Origin of the sequence: Staphylococcus nepalensis, assembly GCF_002442935.1 — a bacterium.
Lineage (GTDB): Bacteria > Bacillota > Bacilli > Staphylococcales > Staphylococcaceae > Staphylococcus > Staphylococcus nepalensis.
Map to the genome: position 1 here is coordinate 607,050 of NZ_CP017466.1, position 20,632 is coordinate 627,681.

19 protein-coding genes are annotated in these 20,632 nt (G+C 32.8%); 13 read left to right on the top strand and 6 right to left on the bottom strand.

Annotated features, from left to right (window positions below; translation table 11 throughout):
* Positions 1-155 precede the first annotated feature (155 nt).
* From BJG89_RS02590 to BJG89_RS02600, 3 genes are read left to right on the top strand one after another with little or no spacing between them, the layout of a single operon-like run.
* Positions 156-1,451 carry an MFS transporter gene (locus BJG89_RS02590; RefSeq protein ID WP_232514211.1) on the top strand — a complete coding sequence of 432 codons (1,296 nt, stop codon included), beginning with the start codon at positions 156-158 and terminating at the stop codon, positions 1,449-1,451.
* 15 nt (positions 1,452-1,466) lie between these two features.
* The gene (xylB, locus tag BJG89_RS02595) at positions 1,467-2,951 is read left to right on the top strand and encodes a xylulokinase (protein WP_096808408.1); all 1,485 of its coding nucleotides are present in this window, start codon (positions 1,467-1,469) and stop codon (positions 2,949-2,951) included.
* An 18-nt stretch (positions 2,952-2,969) separates the two neighbouring features.
* Positions 2,970-4,043, top strand: coding sequence for an NAD(P)-dependent alcohol dehydrogenase (locus tag BJG89_RS02600; protein WP_096808409.1), 1,074 nt, complete (start codon positions 2,970-2,972; stop codon positions 4,041-4,043).
* 323 nt (positions 4,044-4,366) lie between these two features.
* Here the strand turns inward: BJG89_RS02600 and BJG89_RS02605 are convergent, their stop codons facing one another.
* Positions 4,367-4,630 carry a hypothetical protein gene (locus BJG89_RS02605; protein ID WP_096808410.1) on the bottom strand — a complete coding sequence of 88 codons (264 nt, stop codon included), beginning with the start codon at positions 4,628-4,630 and terminating at the stop codon, positions 4,367-4,369.
* A 211-nt stretch (positions 4,631-4,841) separates the two neighbouring features.
* On the opposite strand from BJG89_RS02605, the gene BJG89_RS02610 reads away from it, so the two are divergent.
* A complete protein-coding gene (locus BJG89_RS02610; protein ID WP_096808411.1) occupies positions 4,842-5,513 on the top strand; it encodes a haloacid dehalogenase type II in 672 nt (223 codons plus the stop codon).
* 192 nt (positions 5,514-5,705) lie between these two features.
* Here the strand turns inward: BJG89_RS02610 and BJG89_RS02615 are convergent, their stop codons facing one another.
* On the bottom strand, positions 5,706-6,875 hold the full coding sequence (locus BJG89_RS02615; RefSeq protein ID WP_096808412.1) for an ArgE/DapE family deacylase: 1,170 nt from the start codon (positions 6,873-6,875) through the stop codon (positions 5,706-5,708).
* A gap of 159 nt (positions 6,876-7,034) precedes the next feature.
* Here BJG89_RS02615 and srtA point away from each other — a divergent pair, with 159 nt between their 5' ends.
* A complete protein-coding gene (gene srtA / locus BJG89_RS02620) occupies positions 7,035-7,634 on the top strand; it encodes a class A sortase SrtA (protein WP_096808413.1) in 600 nt (199 codons plus the stop codon).
* 77 nt (positions 7,635-7,711) lie between these two features.
* Here srtA and BJG89_RS02625 read toward each other — a convergent pair whose 3' ends face one another.
* Positions 7,712-8,380 carry an N-acetylmannosamine-6-phosphate 2-epimerase gene (locus tag BJG89_RS02625; protein WP_096808414.1) on the bottom strand — a complete coding sequence of 223 codons (669 nt, stop codon included), beginning with the start codon at positions 8,378-8,380 and terminating at the stop codon, positions 7,712-7,714.
* Positions 8,381-8,546: 166 nt separating this feature from the next.
* Here BJG89_RS02625 and BJG89_RS02630 point away from each other — a divergent pair, with 166 nt between their 5' ends.
* Positions 8,547-9,344, top strand: a complete 798-nt coding sequence (locus BJG89_RS02630) for a MurR/RpiR family transcriptional regulator (RefSeq protein ID WP_096808415.1) — start codon at positions 8,547-8,549, stop codon at positions 9,342-9,344.
* A gap of 98 nt (positions 9,345-9,442) precedes the next feature.
* Here the strand turns inward: BJG89_RS02630 and BJG89_RS02635 are convergent, their stop codons facing one another.
* A complete protein-coding gene (locus BJG89_RS02635; protein ID WP_096808416.1) occupies positions 9,443-10,315 on the bottom strand; it encodes an ROK family protein in 873 nt (290 codons plus the stop codon).
* A gap of 227 nt (positions 10,316-10,542) precedes the next feature.
* Between BJG89_RS02635 and BJG89_RS02640 the strand changes: the two genes are divergently transcribed.
* The 5 genes from BJG89_RS02640 (at position 10,543) to tnpA (ending at position 15,608) form a co-directional block, all read left to right on the top strand.
* Positions 10,543-11,424, top strand: coding sequence for an N-acetylneuraminate lyase (locus tag BJG89_RS02640; protein ID WP_096808417.1), 882 nt, complete (start codon positions 10,543-10,545; stop codon positions 11,422-11,424).
* 25 nt (positions 11,425-11,449) lie between these two features.
* Positions 11,450-12,994 (top strand): sodium:solute symporter family protein, encoded by a 1,545-nt coding sequence (locus BJG89_RS02645; RefSeq protein ID WP_096808418.1) that lies wholly within the window; start codon positions 11,450-11,452, stop codon positions 12,992-12,994.
* Between the two features lie 379 nt (positions 12,995-13,373).
* Positions 13,374-14,180, top strand: coding sequence for a Cof-type HAD-IIB family hydrolase (locus BJG89_RS02650; RefSeq protein ID WP_096808419.1), 807 nt, complete (start codon positions 13,374-13,376; stop codon positions 14,178-14,180).
* Positions 14,181-14,291: 111 nt separating this feature from the next.
* Entirely contained in the window at positions 14,292-14,951 is a 660-nt protein-coding gene (locus tag BJG89_RS02655) for an NAD(P)H-dependent oxidoreductase (RefSeq protein ID WP_096808420.1), read from the top strand.
* A gap of 180 nt (positions 14,952-15,131) precedes the next feature.
* Positions 15,132-15,608 carry an IS200/IS605 family transposase gene (tnpA, locus tag BJG89_RS02660; protein WP_039069888.1) on the top strand — a complete coding sequence of 159 codons (477 nt, stop codon included), beginning with the start codon at positions 15,132-15,134 and terminating at the stop codon, positions 15,606-15,608.
* 128 nt (positions 15,609-15,736) lie between these two features.
* On the opposite strand, the gene BJG89_RS02665 is transcribed toward tnpA, so the two are convergent.
* Entirely contained in the window at positions 15,737-16,546 is an 810-nt protein-coding gene (locus BJG89_RS02665; RefSeq protein WP_096808421.1) for a VOC family protein, read from the bottom strand.
* 189 nt (positions 16,547-16,735) lie between these two features.
* Here BJG89_RS02665 and BJG89_RS02670 point away from each other — a divergent pair, with 189 nt between their 5' ends.
* Positions 16,736-18,517: an ABC transporter ATP-binding protein gene (locus BJG89_RS02670; protein WP_096808422.1), complete on the top strand. Its 1,782-nt coding sequence runs from the start codon at positions 16,736-16,738 to the stop codon at positions 18,515-18,517.
* Positions 18,510-20,273 carry an ABC transporter ATP-binding protein gene (locus tag BJG89_RS02675; protein WP_096808423.1) on the top strand — a complete coding sequence of 588 codons (1,764 nt, stop codon included), beginning with the start codon at positions 18,510-18,512 and terminating at the stop codon, positions 20,271-20,273. Before BJG89_RS02670 ends, BJG89_RS02675 begins: the two co-directional genes overlap by 8 nt.
* Before the next feature lie 68 nt (positions 20,274-20,341).
* Here the strand turns inward: BJG89_RS02675 and BJG89_RS02680 are convergent, their stop codons facing one another.
* Entirely contained in the window at positions 20,342-20,620 is a 279-nt protein-coding gene (locus BJG89_RS02680; protein ID WP_096808424.1) for a GNAT family N-acetyltransferase, read from the bottom strand.
* Between the last annotated feature and the right edge of the window lie 12 nt (positions 20,621-20,632).

A 20,632-nucleotide genomic window follows, 5' to 3' on the forward strand; every position in this document is an offset into this window, starting at 1 on the left:
AGTGATACTTACTTAGTTATTCAGAAATAACACGCATTATTATAAATACGGGCTTAAGAAATCAAGTTTTTGTTTTCCATCCCGTTTGTTTCATAGCCAAAACTTAAACGTTTAAGCTGATTTATAAGTCTTATTAAAATAAAGGGGGAATTAGTTTGAATAACGATACGATTTCTAAAAATAGTATGAAAACATGGATGGGTATTCCAAGAATTATTTTTATAGCACTTATTGCTATATTTATTTTTATGACAGGAGACGGTATTGAACAAGCTTTTTTATCAAAGAATATTGTTGATATAGGTTTTTCAGGTGGCCAAGCATCTTTAGTATTTACTGTTTATGGTGTGATGGTTGTTGTTGGATCATGGCTTGCCGCTGTTTTATCTGACGTTTATGGACCGAAAAAAATCATGGCTTTAGGCACTATAATATGGTTAATATTTCATGTGTTGTTTTTAGTGTTTGGGTTAGGAATGGAAAGTCTGCCAATGATGATTGTTTTATATGGTATTAGAGGATTAGGCTATCCATTATTCTTATACGGATTTTTAGTGTGGGTAACTTATATCACTGATAAAGCTAGATTAGCGACAGCTATTGGATGGTTTTGGGCAATGTTTTCAGTAGGCATGGGTGTTATTGGTACCTACTTACCTAGCTTTACAATTCCTTTTATGGGATTTAATGGAACATTATGGATGTCATTAATATGGATTTTTGTCGGTGGTTTAATAGCGTTTATAGTTGTTGGTAAACATGATGTGAAACCAAATATAATGTTATCGGTAAAACAAAGATATTCAAAAGTTCTAAAAGATATAGGTATCGTATATAAAAACCCAGATATTATTAAAGTATTTATAGTGAGAATTATAAATCAATTATCTTTATTTGGTTTAGTTATTATATTCCCTGTGTTATTTACGGATACTATAGGCTTTTCAATGCAACAATGGTTATGGACATGGGGAACGATGCATGTCACATGTATTGTAGGTGATGTCATTTGGGGTGTTATTGCTGATAAAATTGGATGGAAACGCCAAGTTATGATATTTGGTTGTATCGGTTGTGGAATAACGACCTTATTATTCTATTATTTACCAATACTCAGCGGCGATGTATTTGCTATCGCAATTTTATGTGCTGTTTTATTTGGTATTACTCAGTCAGCGTTTGTACCAATTTTTGCTATTTTTACTGCATTAGAACCTAATCATATCGGTGCTACACTTTCTTCACATAATCTTGCTGCAGGATTAAGTAATTTTATCGCACCTTTAATTGCAACTATTATTTTACCGATATTCAATGAAGTAGGCGTAGTCTGGGCCTTTGCAATTTGTTATTTCGTCGGCGCAGGTATCACTTATTATATCAAAGTTCATCAACCGGGCATTGATGATAGTAAAATAACGCCATTAAATACCCAAACTCAAAACTATTAGAAAGGTAAGATATAAATGGAAAATGTTGTGCTTGGTATCGATTTAGGTACAAGTTCAGTAAAAATTATTGCTGCAAATAAGCAAGGGCATATCATTGATCAATCAAGCGTTCCTTTAACGTTGATACAGCCTTACCCTGGTTATAATGAACAAGACCCTGAAGACTGGGTGATTGCAGTTAAAGAAGGCATTAAAATTTTAATTAACCGAGAAACAATGAATGATAAGCAAATTAGTGGTCTTTCATTTTCTGGTCAAATGCACAGTTTAGTTCCTTTAGATCATGCTTATCAGCCTATTAGAAATGCAATTTTATGGAACGACACTCGAACATCTAAACAGTGTGAGGAAATAAAAAGTAAGTTTGGAAACACATTATTAAAAAACCCAATACTTGAAGGGTTTACGTTGCCTAAGCTTTTATGGCTAAAACAGAATGAACCAAAGCATTGGCGACAATTAAAGGTATTTCTGTTACCTAAAGATTATGTGCGTTATAAATTAACTGGAAATATATCTATGGAATATAGTGATGCAGCAGGTACGCTTTTACTTAACCCGAATACAAATGATTGGGATAGAGCAGTTGGTAATCAGTTGGGGCTTGGTGACATTTACCCACCGCTTGTACAATCTCATAGTTATGTCGGACATATTACTGAAGATATAAAAAAAGAGTTAAATTTAACAGGAGATATTGCAGTTTTTGCTGGTGGCGCAGATAATGCGTGTGGTGCACTGGGCTCAGGCGTGATCGATGAGGGGCAAACGTTGTGCAGCATTGGTACTTCGGGGGTGATTTTATCATGTACTCAGAGTAATGAAGATGATTATGGCTATAATATTCATTTTTTTAAACATGCTATGCCCAACATGTCTTATGCAATGGGCGTTACTTTAAGTGCAGGACACAGTTTGAATTGGTTGAAAGAGACATTTTTTAAGCAAAAGTCTTTTGATGAAATTTTGAATTTAGCGACTAAATCAGCCATTGGAGCAAATGGCTTATTGTTTGCGCCCTATTTACAAGGAGAGCGCACGCCACACGGAGATGCATATATTAGAGGGAGTTTTATTGGAATAAATAGTAACACGAGTGAGGAAGATTTTTCGCGTGCCACTATTGAAGGCATTACTTATTCATTATATGAATCTATAGTATATATGAGAGCACGTGGTAGACAGATTGATGAGATTATTTCAATAGGTGGAGGCGCAAAAAATAGCTTCTGGTTACAAATGCAAGCTGACATTTTTAACGCTAAAGTTACTGCATTAAAATACGAAGAAGGACCAAGCATGGGAGCAGCTATGCTAGCGGCTTACGGTTTAGGATGGTTTGAATCTATGGAAGACTGTACTGACACATTTATAGAAATAGGAACGTCTTATAAGCCTAATTTAGATAATCATAAATTATATAATCAATATTTTGAAATTTATAGAAAGATATATAAGCAAACAAAAGAAATAACACAAAACTTATTAAATATTAATTAACTTTAGGAGGAATTTGAAATGAATAATAACATTCCAGAAACGATGAATATTTCAATATTAAATAAACCTTTTGATATGGAGCTTAAAGAAGTTGAAGTACCTAAAATAGGTCCAACGGATGTTTTAGTGAAAGTAATGGCAGTAGGTGTTTGTGGGTCAGATGTTCACTATTATGAACACGGTAGAGTTGGCGAGTTTGTAGTCGAAAAACCTTTGATTTTAGGGCATGAATGTGCTGGTGTAGTCGCAGATGTCGGATCTGAAGTTACACATTTTAAGCAAGGAGATAGAGTGGCTATTGAACCGGGTGTACCATGTGGAGAATGTGAGTATTGCAAATCTGGTAAATATAATTTATGCCCTGATGTTGAATTTTTAGCTACACCACCGATTGATGGGGCATTTAGTCAATATATTAGTCATCCCGAAGGTTTCTTATTCCATATCCCGGATGAGTTATCTTTTGAAGAAGCTACATTAAATGAACCATTTTCAGTTGGAGTTCAAGCATGTAAACGAGCAAATGTTCAACCAGGTTCCACAGTAGTAATTATGGGTATGGGCCCAGTAGGTTTAATGGCTGTTGTAGCGGCTAAAGCGTTTGGTGCTACAAAAATTATAGTGTCAGACCTTGAACAAATAAGATTAGAAGAAGCACTAGCACTTGGTGCAACACACGCTATAAACATTAAACAAGAGGACGTAGCTACGCGTATCAATGAAATAACAAATAACAAAGGTGTAGATTATGCCTTTGAAACTGCCGGTAACCCTACAGCGTTACAAAACGCATTAGCAGCATTAAATAATGGCGGTACTTTAGCTATTGTTGGGTTACCTCAACAAGAAAATATCGAATTAAACATACCGTTTATTGCTAATCATGAAATTAATGTTGTTGGCATTTTTAGATATGCTAATACTTATCCTATGGGCATTGAAATGTTATCATCTACTACTGCGGACTTAAATACCATGTTCACTGATTCATACGATTTAGAAGAGGCGCAAGAGGCTATGGAAAGAGCGAGAACGAACAAGAGTGGCTCATTAAAAGTGATGGTATACCCAAACGGAAAATCAAATAAATAGTTCATATAAGAAGATCTAAAACCACTGCCTGAAAGTGGTTTTAGATCTCTTTTCAAATGAGTAAAATTTTACACATTTGCTGAGAATGTAGTGCAATACCATTAGTGAAAATGGGTGCATAAAGTTTAATTATGGGAATGGAATATAACTATGATGATAGATGGCACTACAAAACTTAAGCACAATACATTCTCTTAGAATATTATATAACTTATAATATAGTGTTACAATATAAAATTCATAAAAACCTAAAATGAAATAAATGTGATGCATTTTAAATAAAATAGAGCGACAAATTTGGGGGTTAAAGTTTTTGAAGTCATTCACTTATTTTTTTGATAGAGTTCAATGGTTTTATACAAGAACAATAAGAAAGAGACAATTAAAAATAATGTGAATAACCCATTAAATATATCATGATTGAAAAACTGAAATATAGTTATTGTACTAAGGGTTTCTAAAAAGCTTGAACCAGTTGTTTGAATTTCTAAAAAGTCAAAAGAAAATAGAATTAACGTAATGATTAACATATAACCAATTGCGATAAAAAAGAGACTTAATAAATCAAATAGAAATGTTTTTCTCATAACAAACTGCCTCCTCTCTTACTTTTCTTATAACCGAATTAAGGCGTATTAATGCTATATTTGAAAAATTTACAATAAATTAATATAAAGGATAGTTAAATCAAGCAACTTTAGTTTTTTAGAATAAATAATTGTTGAAGAAGAAATTGTTTTATTTTACTAAAACGTGTTAATGAATATATAAGTGTGTAAATAGAAAGGGAGGTTCGTTATGTATAAAGCAATTATTTTTGATGTCTATGGAACACTATTTGATATGTCCTCTTTAAAGAAAGATATGGTTCAGTTTGATGATGCGCAAGCAACATCAATTTCTAAATTATGGAGAAAAACGCAATTAAATCACATGTTTTTAAAACAAATTATGCAACGTTATATTCCATTTGATGAATTAACAAAAGAAGCGTTACGTTATACAATGGAGAGCCATGAAATACAATATAATAGGGAAGATGTTAATCAATTATTTGATTCATTTTTAGATTTAGAATATTTTGAAGAAGTTCCCCAAGTGGTATCACTATTAAATAGTAAAGAGATTGATGTCGGTATATTATCAAATGGAAATGACAATATGTTAATGCCATTGATTGATAACTCTGAGTTAGGTGATTATATTAACACGGTTATAAGTGTAAATGAAATTAAACAATATAAACCAAGTCCAGCGAGTTACGCATTAATATTAAAATATTATCATTTGAAGAGAGAAGATATCTTGTTTGTTTCTTCTAATTCATGGGACGTTACAGGTGCAAGTAATTTTGGTTTTGATACTGTTTGGGTCAATAGACATAATGAGCTTTTCGATTTTAATGGACAGACACCTACAATAACGGTTAATAATTTAAACGAAATAGTTAATTGGTTAGAAATAAAATAGAAAAAATTAAGCTATAGTATGACGAATTGATAGAAAAAAGGACGAGACATTTAATAAACGTCTCGTCCTCTTATAATCTTTCTAGGACATAAATAATGTTTCATCCTAGGATAGCCTATAGCCATTCCTACAAGAAGCGAGGTTAGGAAACTTGTTAGAAAAGATATCATTATCTATACGCTTCTATTCATATTAATTAGCATTATTTAAATACTGTGGTAATAATTGACTATATAAATCTATAAATTTAAGGTAAGTATGCTTATAAACATATTCATCGACTTGGTGTGCTTGCCCAGTTTCGCCGGGGCCATACATAACAAATGAAAAGTTGTCGTCTTTGTCTTTCATTAAATATGATGCGTCTGTAGTTGCAGTAGAAGATGTCACTTCTAAATCTCGGTCAAAGTGTTCATCGCCTAAAGATTTAGCTAATTTTAAGAATTCATTATCCCCTTTAGTGTATACAGGATCACGATTGACATAAGGATTAACAGTGATATCAGCATTGCTTTCTTGTTCTACTCGATCTTTGATGCTGTTAAATAAATTTTCGAATTTATTGTTATCGTAGTCTGGAATTGTACGCATATTAAACAATGATTCAGCATAAGCTGGTATTGAGTTGACTTGATCTCCGCCAGTTATAATTGTAGAATTCATGGTCGGTGTGCCTAATAAGTCACTCTTAATATCTACTTTACTATATTCATTGTTTAAATAATGGATAAAATCTACTAAAGGATTAATAGCATTATAGCCTAGTTCAGGCATTGAGCTATGTGAAGATTTACCCTTGGATACAACTTGTATATCCATTGTCCCTTTATGTGTATACACAATACCATCTTGTGAAGGTTCTGCAATTAATAGCGCTTCTACATCAGCCATGTAGCCTTTCTTATGTAGTAAAGCTGCGCCATTACTTGTTATTTCTTCTCCAGCTGTTGCCATAAATCGAATTGTACCTTGCTCTAATGTACCAGCTTCTTTAATTTCTATTAAACTAATTGCTAATGCAGCTAGTCCAGATTTCATATCTGCTGAACCACGACCATGTAATCTACCTTGGTCATCTTCTGTCAGTTTAAACGGATCATAATTCCATAAACTATCATCGCCTGTTGTGACAACATCCATGTGTCCTGAAACGCCGATGACTGGTTTCCCATTACCTATCTCAGCTACTAAGTTAGCTCGCGTAGATTCACCTTCTAGTTGTTCAATTTGGGTTTGGATACCGTGTTTATTAAATAGTTTTTCTAAGTAATGCGCAACATCAAGTTCTTTTTCATTTACAGATTGAATTTCAATCATATCAGATAAAATTTTAACACGTTCGTCACTTGAAAGTACGGACATACAAACACTTCCTTTTTGTATAAATTAATTCATAATCATACATACCACTATACTGAAATTTCAAAACTTGGGAAGTTGTTATAAAGTAACTTTTTTTATTAAAAAGTTGTGCTATACTTATATTGAATATGTTTACAAAGAAAAAGGAGTCATATTTATATGAATAAATGGGTAAGCAAACTTGTCACATTAGTTGGCGTGGCACTCATTTTATTTGCAATTTATTTATTTGCAAAACCGAAAATAGATGATTACTTCGCACAAAAAGACAATGAAAATAAAATAGAACATTATGATAAACATTCTAAAGAAAATAAAAATAAAAAAGTAGAAATACCTAAAGATAAAACTCAAATGGCAGGTTATTTATCAGTACCAGATGCAGATATTAAAACACCTGTTTATCCTGGACCAGCCACGCCCGAACAATTAGATAGGGGCGTGAGTTTTGCAGAGGAGAATGAATCATTAGATGATCAAAATATAGCGATTGCTGGTCATACAATGGTAGGACATTCGGATTACCAATTTTCTAGGTTACCTGAAGCCAAAAAGGGAAGCAAGATTTATTTTAAAGTTGGAGAAGCACAACGAGAATATAAGATTACAGAAATCTATGACGTAAAACCAGATGCGGTAGAAATATTGGATGAGCAACCAACGGACAAGAAGCAACTGACATTAATTACTTGCGATAATTATAATGAGCAAACGGGGGAGTGGGAAGATAGAAAGATATTTATTGCTGAAGCGGTGTAATTTTAATAATAAAAAGATAAAGCCTGTGTTCCAATAGCAACCTACTTTAGGTGCGCTTGAATACAGGCTTTTAATGTTTATTTTTCGATTGCTTCAATAAAACGTTTAGTAATTTCTTTAGGCCGTGTGATTGCACCCCCAACCACTGTACAGTGAACATTTAAATTTGTAACTTGCTTAAACATTTCAGGCGTGACGACATTTCCTTCAGCAATGACTTTCGCATTGACGTGTGTTAGTACGTCTTTTAAAAATTGGAAATTGTTTTCGTATAGAATATGCCCTTTTGTATAAGAAGTGTAGCCACGTAGTGTTGTGCCTATGTAATCAAAACCTAATGTATCAGCGTACTGTGCTTCTTCAAGCGTAGATACATCCGCCATAATTTCTACGTTTGGCGCATTATGACGGATATATGAAACAAGTTCTTGTAAAGTTTCTTGAGGGCGTCTTTGTTTTGTAGCATCCAAAGCAATGACCTCACAGTTACTATCTATTAATTCATCAACTTCTTTGCTAGTAGCCGTGATAAAAACGTCTGAATGAGCATAATTTCTTTTTACTATGCCGATGACAGGTAAATTCACTTCTTTTTTAATTGCGATGATGTCTTCTTTAGAGTTTGCTCTGATACCAACAGCGCCACCTTCGTAAGCAGCTAGAGCCATTTTAGACATAATGAAAGACGAATGTAACGGTTCATCTTCCAAGGCTTGGCATGAGACAATCAATCCTTGTGGTAACATAATTATACACTCCGTAACTTTAGTAGATTTTATAAAATGCTTAATTTGTTAATTGATTTATAGTTTTAATATAACATTGAGAAAATAATAATCAATATATTTCATTGTTCTGAAAAACATTTTCATTTATAATATAGCTAATATGGGGATGGAAAGGGTGTATATGATGAAATTTGAGAATCGCGTTCAGCGTTATCATCATTTGTTTACTAAAACAGATAAATACATTGTAGAATATATTAAAAACAGCGAATTTGATGACACATTTTCAACAATTAATTCATTGGCATACGCGATTGGTACTTCGCCTGCAACTATTACGCGATTTAGCAATAAGTTAAATTATGAAAACTTTCAAGATTTGAAGTTTAATTTGCAGCAAGAAATGTCAGAAAGAGTGATTGAAAATAGTCCATTAATTCAGCGTATTCATAAATATCATCAAAATATTATTCAACAAACAGGAGAGTTTATTTCTGATGAAAAAATTCAAAGCTTTGTTAATCAAATTATTCGAAGCCGGCAAATTATATATGCAGGTTTAGGTAGTTCTGGATTATCAGCTACAGAGTTTTATTATCGCATGATGAGGATGGGGTTGAAAGGTAACGTTTCTACCGACGCACATCAAATGAAAATATTTGCTTCTCTTTTAACGCAATCGGATACATTTGTAGCTATTTCAAATAGTGGTGAAACAACCGAATTAATTGCTGCAGCTAAAGTCGCACATGACGCCGGCGCCTATGTTGTCGTCATCACTAATTATGAAGGAAGTCCAATAACAGAATGTGCAGATTTAGTATTAATTACTACTGATCAATCGAGAAATCGAGATACCCAATTTATAAATACTCAAATTGCAACATTATTTTTAATCGATATTGTGAGTTATTTATTATTGGAAGATGACTACATGCATCATGTATATCAACATACTAAAAAAATCATTTTAAACGAATAAAAATAGTAATAATTTTAGCTGTTTTACTTTTTTACAGCTGTTATTATTCATAACGTAAATAAAAGCTAAGGCATCTGTTGATGCCTTAGCTTTATTTTTTAAAATTTAGAAACGGCGCCATAAAGAGAAGCGTGGTTTTGTGTTCGTGTAGTTTGTATTGAAGCATGACCATATTGAACAGGTAAGTAAAGCGCAACTTTAGGAATAATATACTTTAACAAATTTTGACCTTGTGAAGAGACGCCACCTCCGATAAGAATTAATCCAGGATCATAAATGATTTGTATTTGGGCAATCCCTTCCGCGATTGAATCACTCCATTGATTGAGTATAGATAAGGCGAGCGCATCTTGCTGATCTGCTAGTTCAAATAATTTGGGTACATCATCTTTATAAGCAAAGGATTTTTCTATCATGAGTGATTTCAAAGCAGATGTTGAAGCGCGTTGTTCAAAGGTCTTTTTTGTTTGGGCATCATAAAGCAAATACCCAATTTCATTGGCTCGATTTCGTTCGCCATTATAGAGTTGAGACGACTGATTATAAAAAGCACCTCCAATGCCTGTTCCAAGCGTTAGACAAAATATGTTTTGTGCTTCGTAATCATGAAATGAAAGTTCTCCTAATAACGCTGCATTTACATCATTAAAAACCTGTACTTGAGCATTTAATGGCTTGAGTATAGTTTTGAAGTTCGTCCCCGTGTAGTTTGGAATCGTTGGCCCAGCATATTCAACTAAACCATTATGCTCATCTACAACCCCTGCACTAGAAATACCTACATTGAGTGGTTCAATGCCATATTTTGCTTTAAACATTGCTACAAGTTCGTAAACTGTATCTTTAATAAATGTGTCGACATTATTCGGTGTTTGTATTTTTATGTAATCTATGAACTTTAGCTGTTGATTGAAAACAGCTGCCTTAATTTCTGTACCACCAATATCAATAGCGATATTATATAGATTCATTTATGAAACCTCCTCAGATTATCAAATATACTGAATTATTTTGAAAATTATTTTCATAAATATTATTGATAAATGATGTATTTTTTCAAAAAGCTATTGTCACATTTTATGATAGCGTTTACAATTTGAACTGTAAATAGAAAAATAAAAGATGTTTTTTATTGCATTATATAGTTATATAAATGCCTAGGAATAATAACTTAAATACATAGATGGAGGGGTTATCAATGGAAGAGAATTTAAAAGGATTATATGCGGCGTTATTAGTACCGTTTGATGAAAAAGGACAAGTGAAAGAAAAGGGATTAGTGCAAATTGTGCAAAATGCGATTGAAACTGAAGGCTTAGATGGGCTTTATGTTAATGGTAGCTCTGGCGAAAATTTCTTGTTAAATAAAGAACAAAAAAAACAAGTTTTTAAAGTAGCTAAAGAAGCTGTTAACGATGATGTGAAAATGATTGCACAGGTAGGTTCTTTAGATTTAAATGAAGCGATAGAACTTGGTAAATATGCAACTGAATTAGGATATGACGCTATTTCAGCAGTTACACCGTTCTATTATCCTTTTTCATTTGAAGAAATTAAAGACTATTATTTCGAATTAATTGAGGTCACACAAAACAATTTAATTATTTATGCTATACCAGATTTAACTGGAGTTAACATTTCAATCGACCAATTTGGTGAGCTGTTTAATCATGAAAAAGTGGTAGGTGTGAAATACACAGCACCTAACTTCTTTTTGCTAGAGCGTATTCGTAAAGCTTATCCAGACAAGCTCATACTTTCTGGATTTGATGAAATGCTAGTACAAGCAGCTATTTCTGGAGTAGATGGTGCAATTGGTTCTACTTATAACGTCAATGGTAGACGTGCAAGACAAATTTTTGAAAAAGCTAAAAATGGAGAGATTGAAGAAGCGTATCAAATTCAACATGATACAAATGACATTATCGAGAATGTGTTGTCTATGGGCATTTATTCCACACTTAAAGAAATATTAGCTACACGTGGTATTGATGGTGGTGTACCAAAACGACCATTTAAACCATTCGATGAAGATAATAGAGAAAAATTGGGAGCATTAATTAATACGTATAATTTATAGGTTACCGTATAAGGGGTTGAAATGAATGGAACAAGTTGGTTTTGGTATATGGAACTGGGTTGCAGTTGTTAGTTATTTAGTTGTGATGCTGTTAGTAGGCGCATATTTTACCAAAAGGGCAAGTCAAAGTACAGATAGTTTCTTTACTGCTAGCGGCCGTTTACCTTCCTGGGCAGTTGGTTTCTCTATTTACGCTACAACATTAAGCGCGATTACATTTATGTCGACGCCTGAAAAGGCATTTTTAACAGATTGGTCGTATATCGCGGGGAATATTGCGATTGTAGCAATAATTCCATTACTTATTTATTTTTATGTACCATTTTTCAAAAAATTGAAGGTAACTTCTGCTTACGAATATTTAGAGGCTCGCTTTGGCCCTAGTATTCGCGTTATTGGTTCGCTATTATTTGTCTTATTTCATATCGGTAGGGTAGCAATTGTCATCTATTTACCTACGTTAGCTATTACATCAGTATCTGATATGAATCCATATGTAGTCGCGAGTCTTGTTGGCATTTTGTGTATATTGTACACATTTCTTGGTGGATTTGAAGGGGTGGTATGGAGTGATTTTATTCAAGGTGTGATTCTTTTAGGTGGCGCAGCAGCAATTATTATATTAGGTGTTATAAACATTCAAGGCGGCATAGGTACTGTTATGAGCGATGCGCTTGAGCATAAAAAGATTATTAGCACGGATAACTGGAAATTTAATACTGCAGCAGCAGCAATCCCAATTATCTTTCTAGGGAATATTTTTAATAACCTGCACCAATATACAGCAAGCCAAGACGTAGTTCAACGTTATCAAGCATCTGAATCTATGTCAGAGACTAAAAAATCATTATGGACAAATGGCGTCTTAGCTTTAGTATCAGCGCCATTATTCTATGGAATGGGAACAATGCTTTATTCATTCTATAGTCATAATACTGCTTTGCCTACAGGATTTAATACATCTTCTGTCGTACCATATTTTATTTTGACTGAAATGCCACCATTTGTTGCAGGTTTGTTAATTGCGGCGATTTTTGCAGCTGCTCAGTCAACGATTTCTTCAAGTTTAAATTCAATTTCAGCTTGTATTTCTGTCGATATTAAGCATAGATTTTTTGGAAAAGGAAATGAGAAAAGTGAAGTAGGGTTTGCTAGATGGATAATTATACTTGCAGGACTGTTTGGATTTGGTATGTCGATTTATTTAATTGCATCTGATTCTAATGATCTTTGGGACTTATTCTTACTTATTACTGGATTAGTAGGTGTACCATTGGCAGGCGTGTTTGCAGTAGGCATATTTACACGTCGTACAAATACGTTTGGTGTTTTGATGGGATTAATATTTGGAATCATATTTGCCTATATCTTTAATGGTATGGGTGGTGGTAATTCGCCATTCTACGTGTCTATCATTTCATTTTTAGTAGCATTTATTTTCGCTTATATTATAAGTATTGTCGTACCAGGAAAGAAAAAAGACATTACAGGTTTAACTATTTATGATATCAAAGAAGAAACAAATTATATTTCTATCGTACACTTTAAAGAAGACAGTAAGGAAAATTAAGTTAAAAACAGTTTTCAATTATATATTATAGTTTTATATGAATTGTAGACATTTAAATTAAATCAAGCTATCATTTCTGCATATATTTTAAAGGATTGATTCAGTAATAGGAAGTATACATCGATAGTTTAGTTAGGTTTAGCATGTTAGTGATGAATGATTGAAAAATTGCGATAATGTGACTTGTTGTCATACTTGACAGAGCAGGGCTACGAAATCTTGTAAGAAAAGGTTTCTATCCTGCTCTGTTTTTTATTCAGTTTTTGATATAAATGAAGTACAAATCAATGTATATGGGCGATTTATTTACTTTGATTCAGCGATTATTGTAGATATAATAGGTTACAAATATAACATAAGATTCGAGGGGAATAAGCATATGATAAAAGCAATTGCAGTAGATATGGACGGCACTTTTTTAGATTCAAGCAAACAATACGATGAACAAAGGTTTAATCGTATTTTTCAACAATTAGAAAACGAGCATATTAAATTTATAGCGGCCAGTGGTAATCAATATGCTAAATTGAAATCTATTTTTGGTGATAGAAACATGTTTTTTGTTGCTGAAAATGGAGCTGTTATTTATGAAGGAAATACGTTATATGATTATCAAGCTTTTGAAAGAGATTTTTACCAAAGTGTCGTTAACTATTTAAATATAGATCGTGGTATTAAAGAGATCATTGTGTGTGGTTTGGATAGTGCTTACATATTAAAAGACAACCGAGAAACATTTAAAAAAGAGGCGCATTTTTATTATCGCCAATTGAAAGAAATTGAGTCATTTCAAAATTTACCTAAAGATGAATATGTAAAAATTGCTTTAAATATTAATAGAGGTACACACCCTACACTCGATGAAGATTTAAAAAATTACTTTTCAAAAGGTTTAGCATTAGTGTCCAGTGGTCGTGATAGTATCGATCTTATTATACCTGGCATGACTAAAGGAAGTGCATTAGAAAGATTATTAAATAAATGGGATTTAACTAAAAATGAATTAATGGCATTTGGAGATGCAAATAATGATTTAGATATGTTGCAATTAGCACATTATAGTTATGTGATGGAAAACTGTGAGGATGCCTCATTATTCGAAGCCGCAAATTATGTAGCGCCTTCAAATAATAAACAAGGCGTTTTATCTGTTATTGAAGATGAAGTACTTAAAATTAATAATTAAGTTTTTCGCTCACATTTAGTATAGAGTATAAACATATTATTTTAATCAGGATTATAAATTATCCTATACTAAAAAGTATAATATATAATTCGAAAGGATGGCAAACAAGAAATGAATGATATGCAACAAACAATCATCAACGCGTTTAATTTTAGACATGCAACGAAGCGCTTTGATTCAAATAAAAAAGTGAGTGAAAGTGATTTTAATACAATATTGGAAGCGGGCAGATTGTCTCCAAGTTCGTTAGGTTTAGAACCGTGGAAATTTGTGGTAATACAAAATCGCGAAATTAGAAATAAATTAAAAGAAATTAGTTGGGGGGCACAAGGGCAATTAGATACTGCAAGTTATTTTGTAATTATATTGGCTCGTAAAAATGTAACTTCTAAATCGCCATTCGTACAACATATGATCCGTGAAATCAAACAATATAGTGAAGAAAGCATACCTGCAACAGAAGTGAAATTTGATAATTTCCAAACAAATTTTCATATAAATGATAGTGAGTATACATTATTAGAATGGGCGAAAAAGCAAACTTATATTGCGTTAGGAAACATGATGACAAGTGCCGCATTATTGAATATTGATTCTTGTCCTATAGAAGGTTTTGATTTAGATGCAGTTACACAATTCTTAATCGAGGAAAATATTATGGATGCAGCGCATTTTGCACCATCTGTTATGGTTGCATTTGGTTATAGAGAAAGTGATTCAAAAGAAAAAGTGCGCCAACCTCAATCTCATGTAGTAGAATGGGTTGAATAATATAAAGCTTGGAACAATGAATTGTTTTTCATTGTTCCAAGCTTTTTACTTATATAAAAAACCATACGCTATGCGTATGGTGCAGTATGGTTATACCGTTGTATTAAAAATTGCATCTCTACGTGCTAAAATAATATTTGGTCAGCCAACCAAAATTAACAACATGAGGAGATGCAATTTATGTCATCAGACACAAATAGTTTAGCACATACAAAATGGAATTGTAAGTATCACATTGTCTTCGCTCCTAAATATAGAAGGCAAATTATTTATGGAAAAATAAAGAAAGATATTGGATTAATATTGCGACAGTTGTGTGAAAGAAAAGGTGTAGAAATTATTGAAGCTGAAGCATGTAAAGATCATATTCATATGTTAGTTAGTATTCCACCAAAATTAAGTGTTTCCCAATTTGTAGGATATTTAAAAGGGAAGAGTAGTTTATTGATTTTTGATAGACATGCACATTTAAAATATAGATATGGAAATAGAAAATTTTGGTGTAAAGGGTTTTACGTTGATACAGTTGGAAGAAATAAAAAAGTTATAGAAAATTATATTCGTAATCAATTACAAGAGGATATCGTTGCAGAGCAATTAACGCTTGTCGAATATATAGACCCATTTACTGGCGAAGAAACTAGAAAGAAAAAATAAACAACCCTTTTAAGGGTTGCTGGGAAAGTAGTACATATGGCTGATCTTCTCAGAGCCCTTATCAGGGCTGGTCAGTAACAAAGGCTTATAGCCGCAGAACAAACCACCCGTTATACGGGTGGTTTTGATTATGTCTTATCAGCTACTAATTCTGTATGATTGTGCACTGTAATAGCTAATCCATCAATTGTAAACATACGTACAGTGTTGATATGAGGTTTATAAATATCAATATGAGCCAGCCCATAACTTTTACCGTTTTTAACTCGAGGCATATTAGCTTGCCAAGTATTTACTGCAATGTGGTGATGGTAATTTTTGGTAGACATAAACAGAGCTTGGGGAAAATTGGAAATATGTGTGAGTTCTAATTGGTTAATATAAAAACGTTGAGCTATTTCTAAATCAGAAGTTTTTAAATGTAAATGTCCAATTTTAGCGTTAGATGGCATTTTTTTCCAACCTATTTCTGTTCTTTGTTTAAGCAAATTATTAATGTCTACTTGTAGTGTATCCATTTTTACTTTATTGTCTTTCCATAACCACTCATTTTCAGATCTATCGTAATAAACTTCGATACCATTTCCTTCAGGATCATTAAGATATAAAGCTTCACTTACAAGGTGATCTCCGCCACCTACTGGAATGTTTAATTGAGAAACGTGAAAAAGAAAGTCTGCTAAATCTTTTCTTTCAGGTAATAGTAATGCAATATGAAACAGTCCTGCTTCTCTGATAGAAGGCTGACGTCCGTCTTGAATCTCGAATAATGTCATTGTATGACCATTCAGTCCAACTTGTAAAGTCGCAGTATTTTCATTTTTGGACATAACTGTTAAGCCTAGAATATGTGTATAAAAATCAACCATATCTGTTAAATTTTTAACATTTAGTGTAACGTTCGTTACTTGTATTGCAGATTTATCGTGAAAAGTCATCATCTTGCTCCTTTATATTAACTTATGCTTTATAAATATAAGTTAATATAAAAATTATACCGAGTCAATTTGTCTGTCTCAGAGGAAGATTAAATTTTATAAAAAGGCAAAAACACTTGTATATTTACATTTAATAACTTGTGGTAAGATGTGTGCATAAGCAATTGGATTAATTTTGGGGGTGAGCGCATGCAGGTGTTTTGGAAGTTGGGATGGTTTTTTAAACAACATAAGAGTAAATACATTTTAGGACTTATCACTTTGTTATTAATTGCTTTAATTGAAATTGTACCACCTCAAATTATTGGTAAAACCATTGATCAGATGACAACGAACAAATTAACGCCTAAAGTATTAGCTGTTTACCTTGTCATTTTAGTATTTGTTGCTATTTTCACTTATATTTTAAGGTATGTATGGAGATTATCAATTTTTGGCACAAGTCAAAAATTGGGGCAGATATTAAGAACTTCTTTATATAAGAAATATACAAATATGAGTGCTATTTTTTTTCAAAATAGAAGGACTGGCGATTTAATGGCACATGCAACGAATGACATAAGGGCAGTTCAAAATGCTGCAGGGGCAGGTATTTTAATGATCGCAGATGCTTTAATAACTGGTGGAACAGTTGTGATTACAATGGCTGCGACAGTGAGTTGGCAATTGACATTGATTGCAATGATACCATTGCCTTTTATGGTTTTGTTAACAAGTTATTATGGTTCACTACTAAGCAAAGGCTTTAAAAAAGCACAAGCGGCGTTTAGTAGATTAAATGATAAGACACAAGAAAGTGTTGCAGGTATCAAAGTAACTAAAACGTTTGGTTACGAAACAAGTGATCAAAAGGACTTTAAAAATTTAAGCGATGATGTTGTAGTAAAAAATTTAAAAGTTTCAAAAATTGATGCATTATTTGACCCCACAATTACATTGGTAATAGGAATTAGTTACTTTTTATCCATCGTCTTTGGAACGAAATTAGTATTTAATCATGATATCACGTTAGGTCAACTCATTACTTTTACAACATATTTAGGTATGTTGGTTTGGCCTTTATTAGCTTTAGGTTTGTTTTTTAATATTGTCCAAAGAGCTAAAGCATCTTATGAACGGATTGAAGAAATAGGTAATACGCCAAATGGTATAGATACACATTTTAAAATAGATGCAAGCCCTGTAGGAAATATTGAATTTCATATCAAAAAATTCCATTTCCCGGGTAATAAAAAAGATGGCATTCATGATGTTCATTTTGAAGTTAAACAAGGTTCAACTGTAGGTATTGTAGGTCGTACTGGTTCAGGAAAAAGTACATTAATCCGATTGCTACTTAGAGAATTTGATACAGCAGAAGCTAATGAAATTAAGTATGGCGGTTATCCAATACGAGATTATAATGTGAAAAATTTACGCACACAGTTCGGCTATGTGCCACAGGAACACTTTTTATTTTCAACTACGATTCGAAACAATATTGCTTTTAGTAATGAGGAAATCGATGATAATAGTATTTTTGAAGCTAGTAGAGCCAGTCATATCCATGATGATATTCTATCTTTTCCGAACCAATACCAAACGGTAGTAGGTGAGCGTGGTGTTTCCTTATCAGGAGGTCAAAAACAGCGTATTTCGATTGCTAGAGCGTTATTAATTGGCCCAGAGGTGTTAATTTTAGATGACTCTCTTTCCGCGGTAGATGCGCAAACTGAAGAAGTGATATTGGGTAACTTAGAAAAATTGAGGAAAGGTAAAACCAATATCATAACGGCTCATCGTATGAGTGCGGTGAAACACGCTGATGAAATTATTGTAATGGAAGGTGGCACGGTTGTTGAAAGTGGGACACATACAGCATTAATGAATCAAAAAGGTTGGTATTATGAAACGTATCGAGCTCAAGCATTACAACAACAACTCACTCGTAATTTAGATGACCTTGCGAAAGGGGGCGATGCAAATGACTGAAAATGTTAACTTAACTGCAAAAGATCAAGCTCAAGTTTTAGTTAGATTATTCAAATATACAGTCCCTTATAAAGGCATTATTGCTTTAGCATTCTTTACATTAACTTTATCAACAATTGCAAGTATGCTAACACCTTATATGGTAAAAATATTTATTGATGATTATCTTACGCCGCGCCATTTTCCTCAACAATCGATGATTTGGCTTGTCGTTATTTTTATTAGTATTCAGGTTATTGGTGCTTTAACAATGTATTTAAGTCAATATCTTTTTCAATATCTTGCCTTTAAAGTCATTCAACAGTTAAGAATTGACGCCTTTAATAAATTAGGGAAATTAGGAATGAGCTATTTTGATAAAGTGCCTGGAGGTAGTATTGTTTCTAGAGTGACTAATGATACAGAGACCATTGTAGATATGATTGTAGGCGTGTTTTCAACATTTGTAATAGCATTTTTTATGATGATATCAAGCTATATTATGATGTTTATTTTGGATGTGAAATTGGCTTTAATCGCTTTGGTTTTTCTGCCCATTATCATTATAATGCTAGCAATTTATCGTAAATATTCAGCTGTTTTATTTGCAAAATCAAGACAAAGATTGTCAGATTTAAATACAAAATTAGCAGAATCTATAGAAGGTATGAAGATAATCCAAGCATTTAATCAAGAAAAACGATTAAATAAAGAGTTTAATGATATTAATGATGAACATTACCAATATATGTTAAAAACAGTAAAACTCGATAGCCTATTATTGAGACCAGCAATTAGCGCGATTTCTGTATTTGCGACAGTTATGATTTTGGGGTATTTTGGAATAATTAGCTTTACCACAGGAATTACTGCAGGCGTCGTGTTTGCCTTTGTACAATATATGGAACGTTTTTTTGAACCGATTAATCAAGTAAGTCAGAATTTAAATATTTTACAACAGGCATTGGTGTCAGCGAGTAGAGTATTTACATTGATTGACGACCGTACTTATGAACCTAAACAGCATCCAATATTAAACCATGGCATCCAAGAAGGGAAGATTGAGTTTAAAAATGTTAGTTTCAGTTATGACGGTGAGACAGATGTATTAAAAAATATCAATTTTACTGTTAACCCTGGTGAAATGGTTGCACTTGTTGGTCACACAGGATCTGGAAAGAGTTCAATCATCAATTTGTTTATGCGTTTTTATGAATTTAACCGTGGCGCTATCGAAATAGATGGCTACTCAATTAAAACAATACCAAAAGAAGAATTAAAGCAGAAAATAGGATTAGTGTTGCAAGATGCTTTTGTATTTTATGGTACTGTGGAATCAAATATTAAACTGTACCACCCGACGATGACATTTGAACAAGTCAAAGCTGCTGCAGAATTTGTGCACGCTAATCATTTTATTGAAAAATTGCCAGGTCAGTATCAACATAAAGTGATTGAAAAAGGGAGTGCTTTTTCAAGTGGTGAACGCCAATTATTAGCATTTGCGAGAACGATTGCTACAAATCCTCGAATATTAATATTAGATGAAGCAACAGCTAATATTGATTCCGAAACGGAAGAACAAATTCAACAGTCTCTAGACACGATGAGACAAGGAAGAACCACTTTAGCCATCGCACATAGACTTTCTACGATTCAAGATGCAGATAAGATATTGGTGTTGAATCATGGTAGGATTGTAGAACAAGGTACACATGAAACATTAATTCAGCAAAATGGTATTTATCGTAATATGTATTTATTGCAAAATGGTTAAAAAACGGGACAGAAATTAAAATTTTATTTCTGTCCCGTTTCTTATATTTGAATTTAGTTTGTAAAAAACTAACCTGAGTACACATCTTGATATTCTGCATTTTTCTCAATCACAGATTTAGCAAAAGGGCATGTTGCAGTAACTTTTAAATTATTATCGCGAGCGTAATCAACTACGGATTTTACAAGTTGTGAACCTAAACCTTGGCCGCCAAGTTCGTCTGGTACGCCTGTATGATCAATATTGATTTGGTTATCACCTTGTTTTTGAAAAGTAATTTCAGCTTGAGGGTTATTTTCATTATCGCCTACATAAAATTTATTTGTACCTTGTTTAATTTCCGCCATTTAAATCACTCC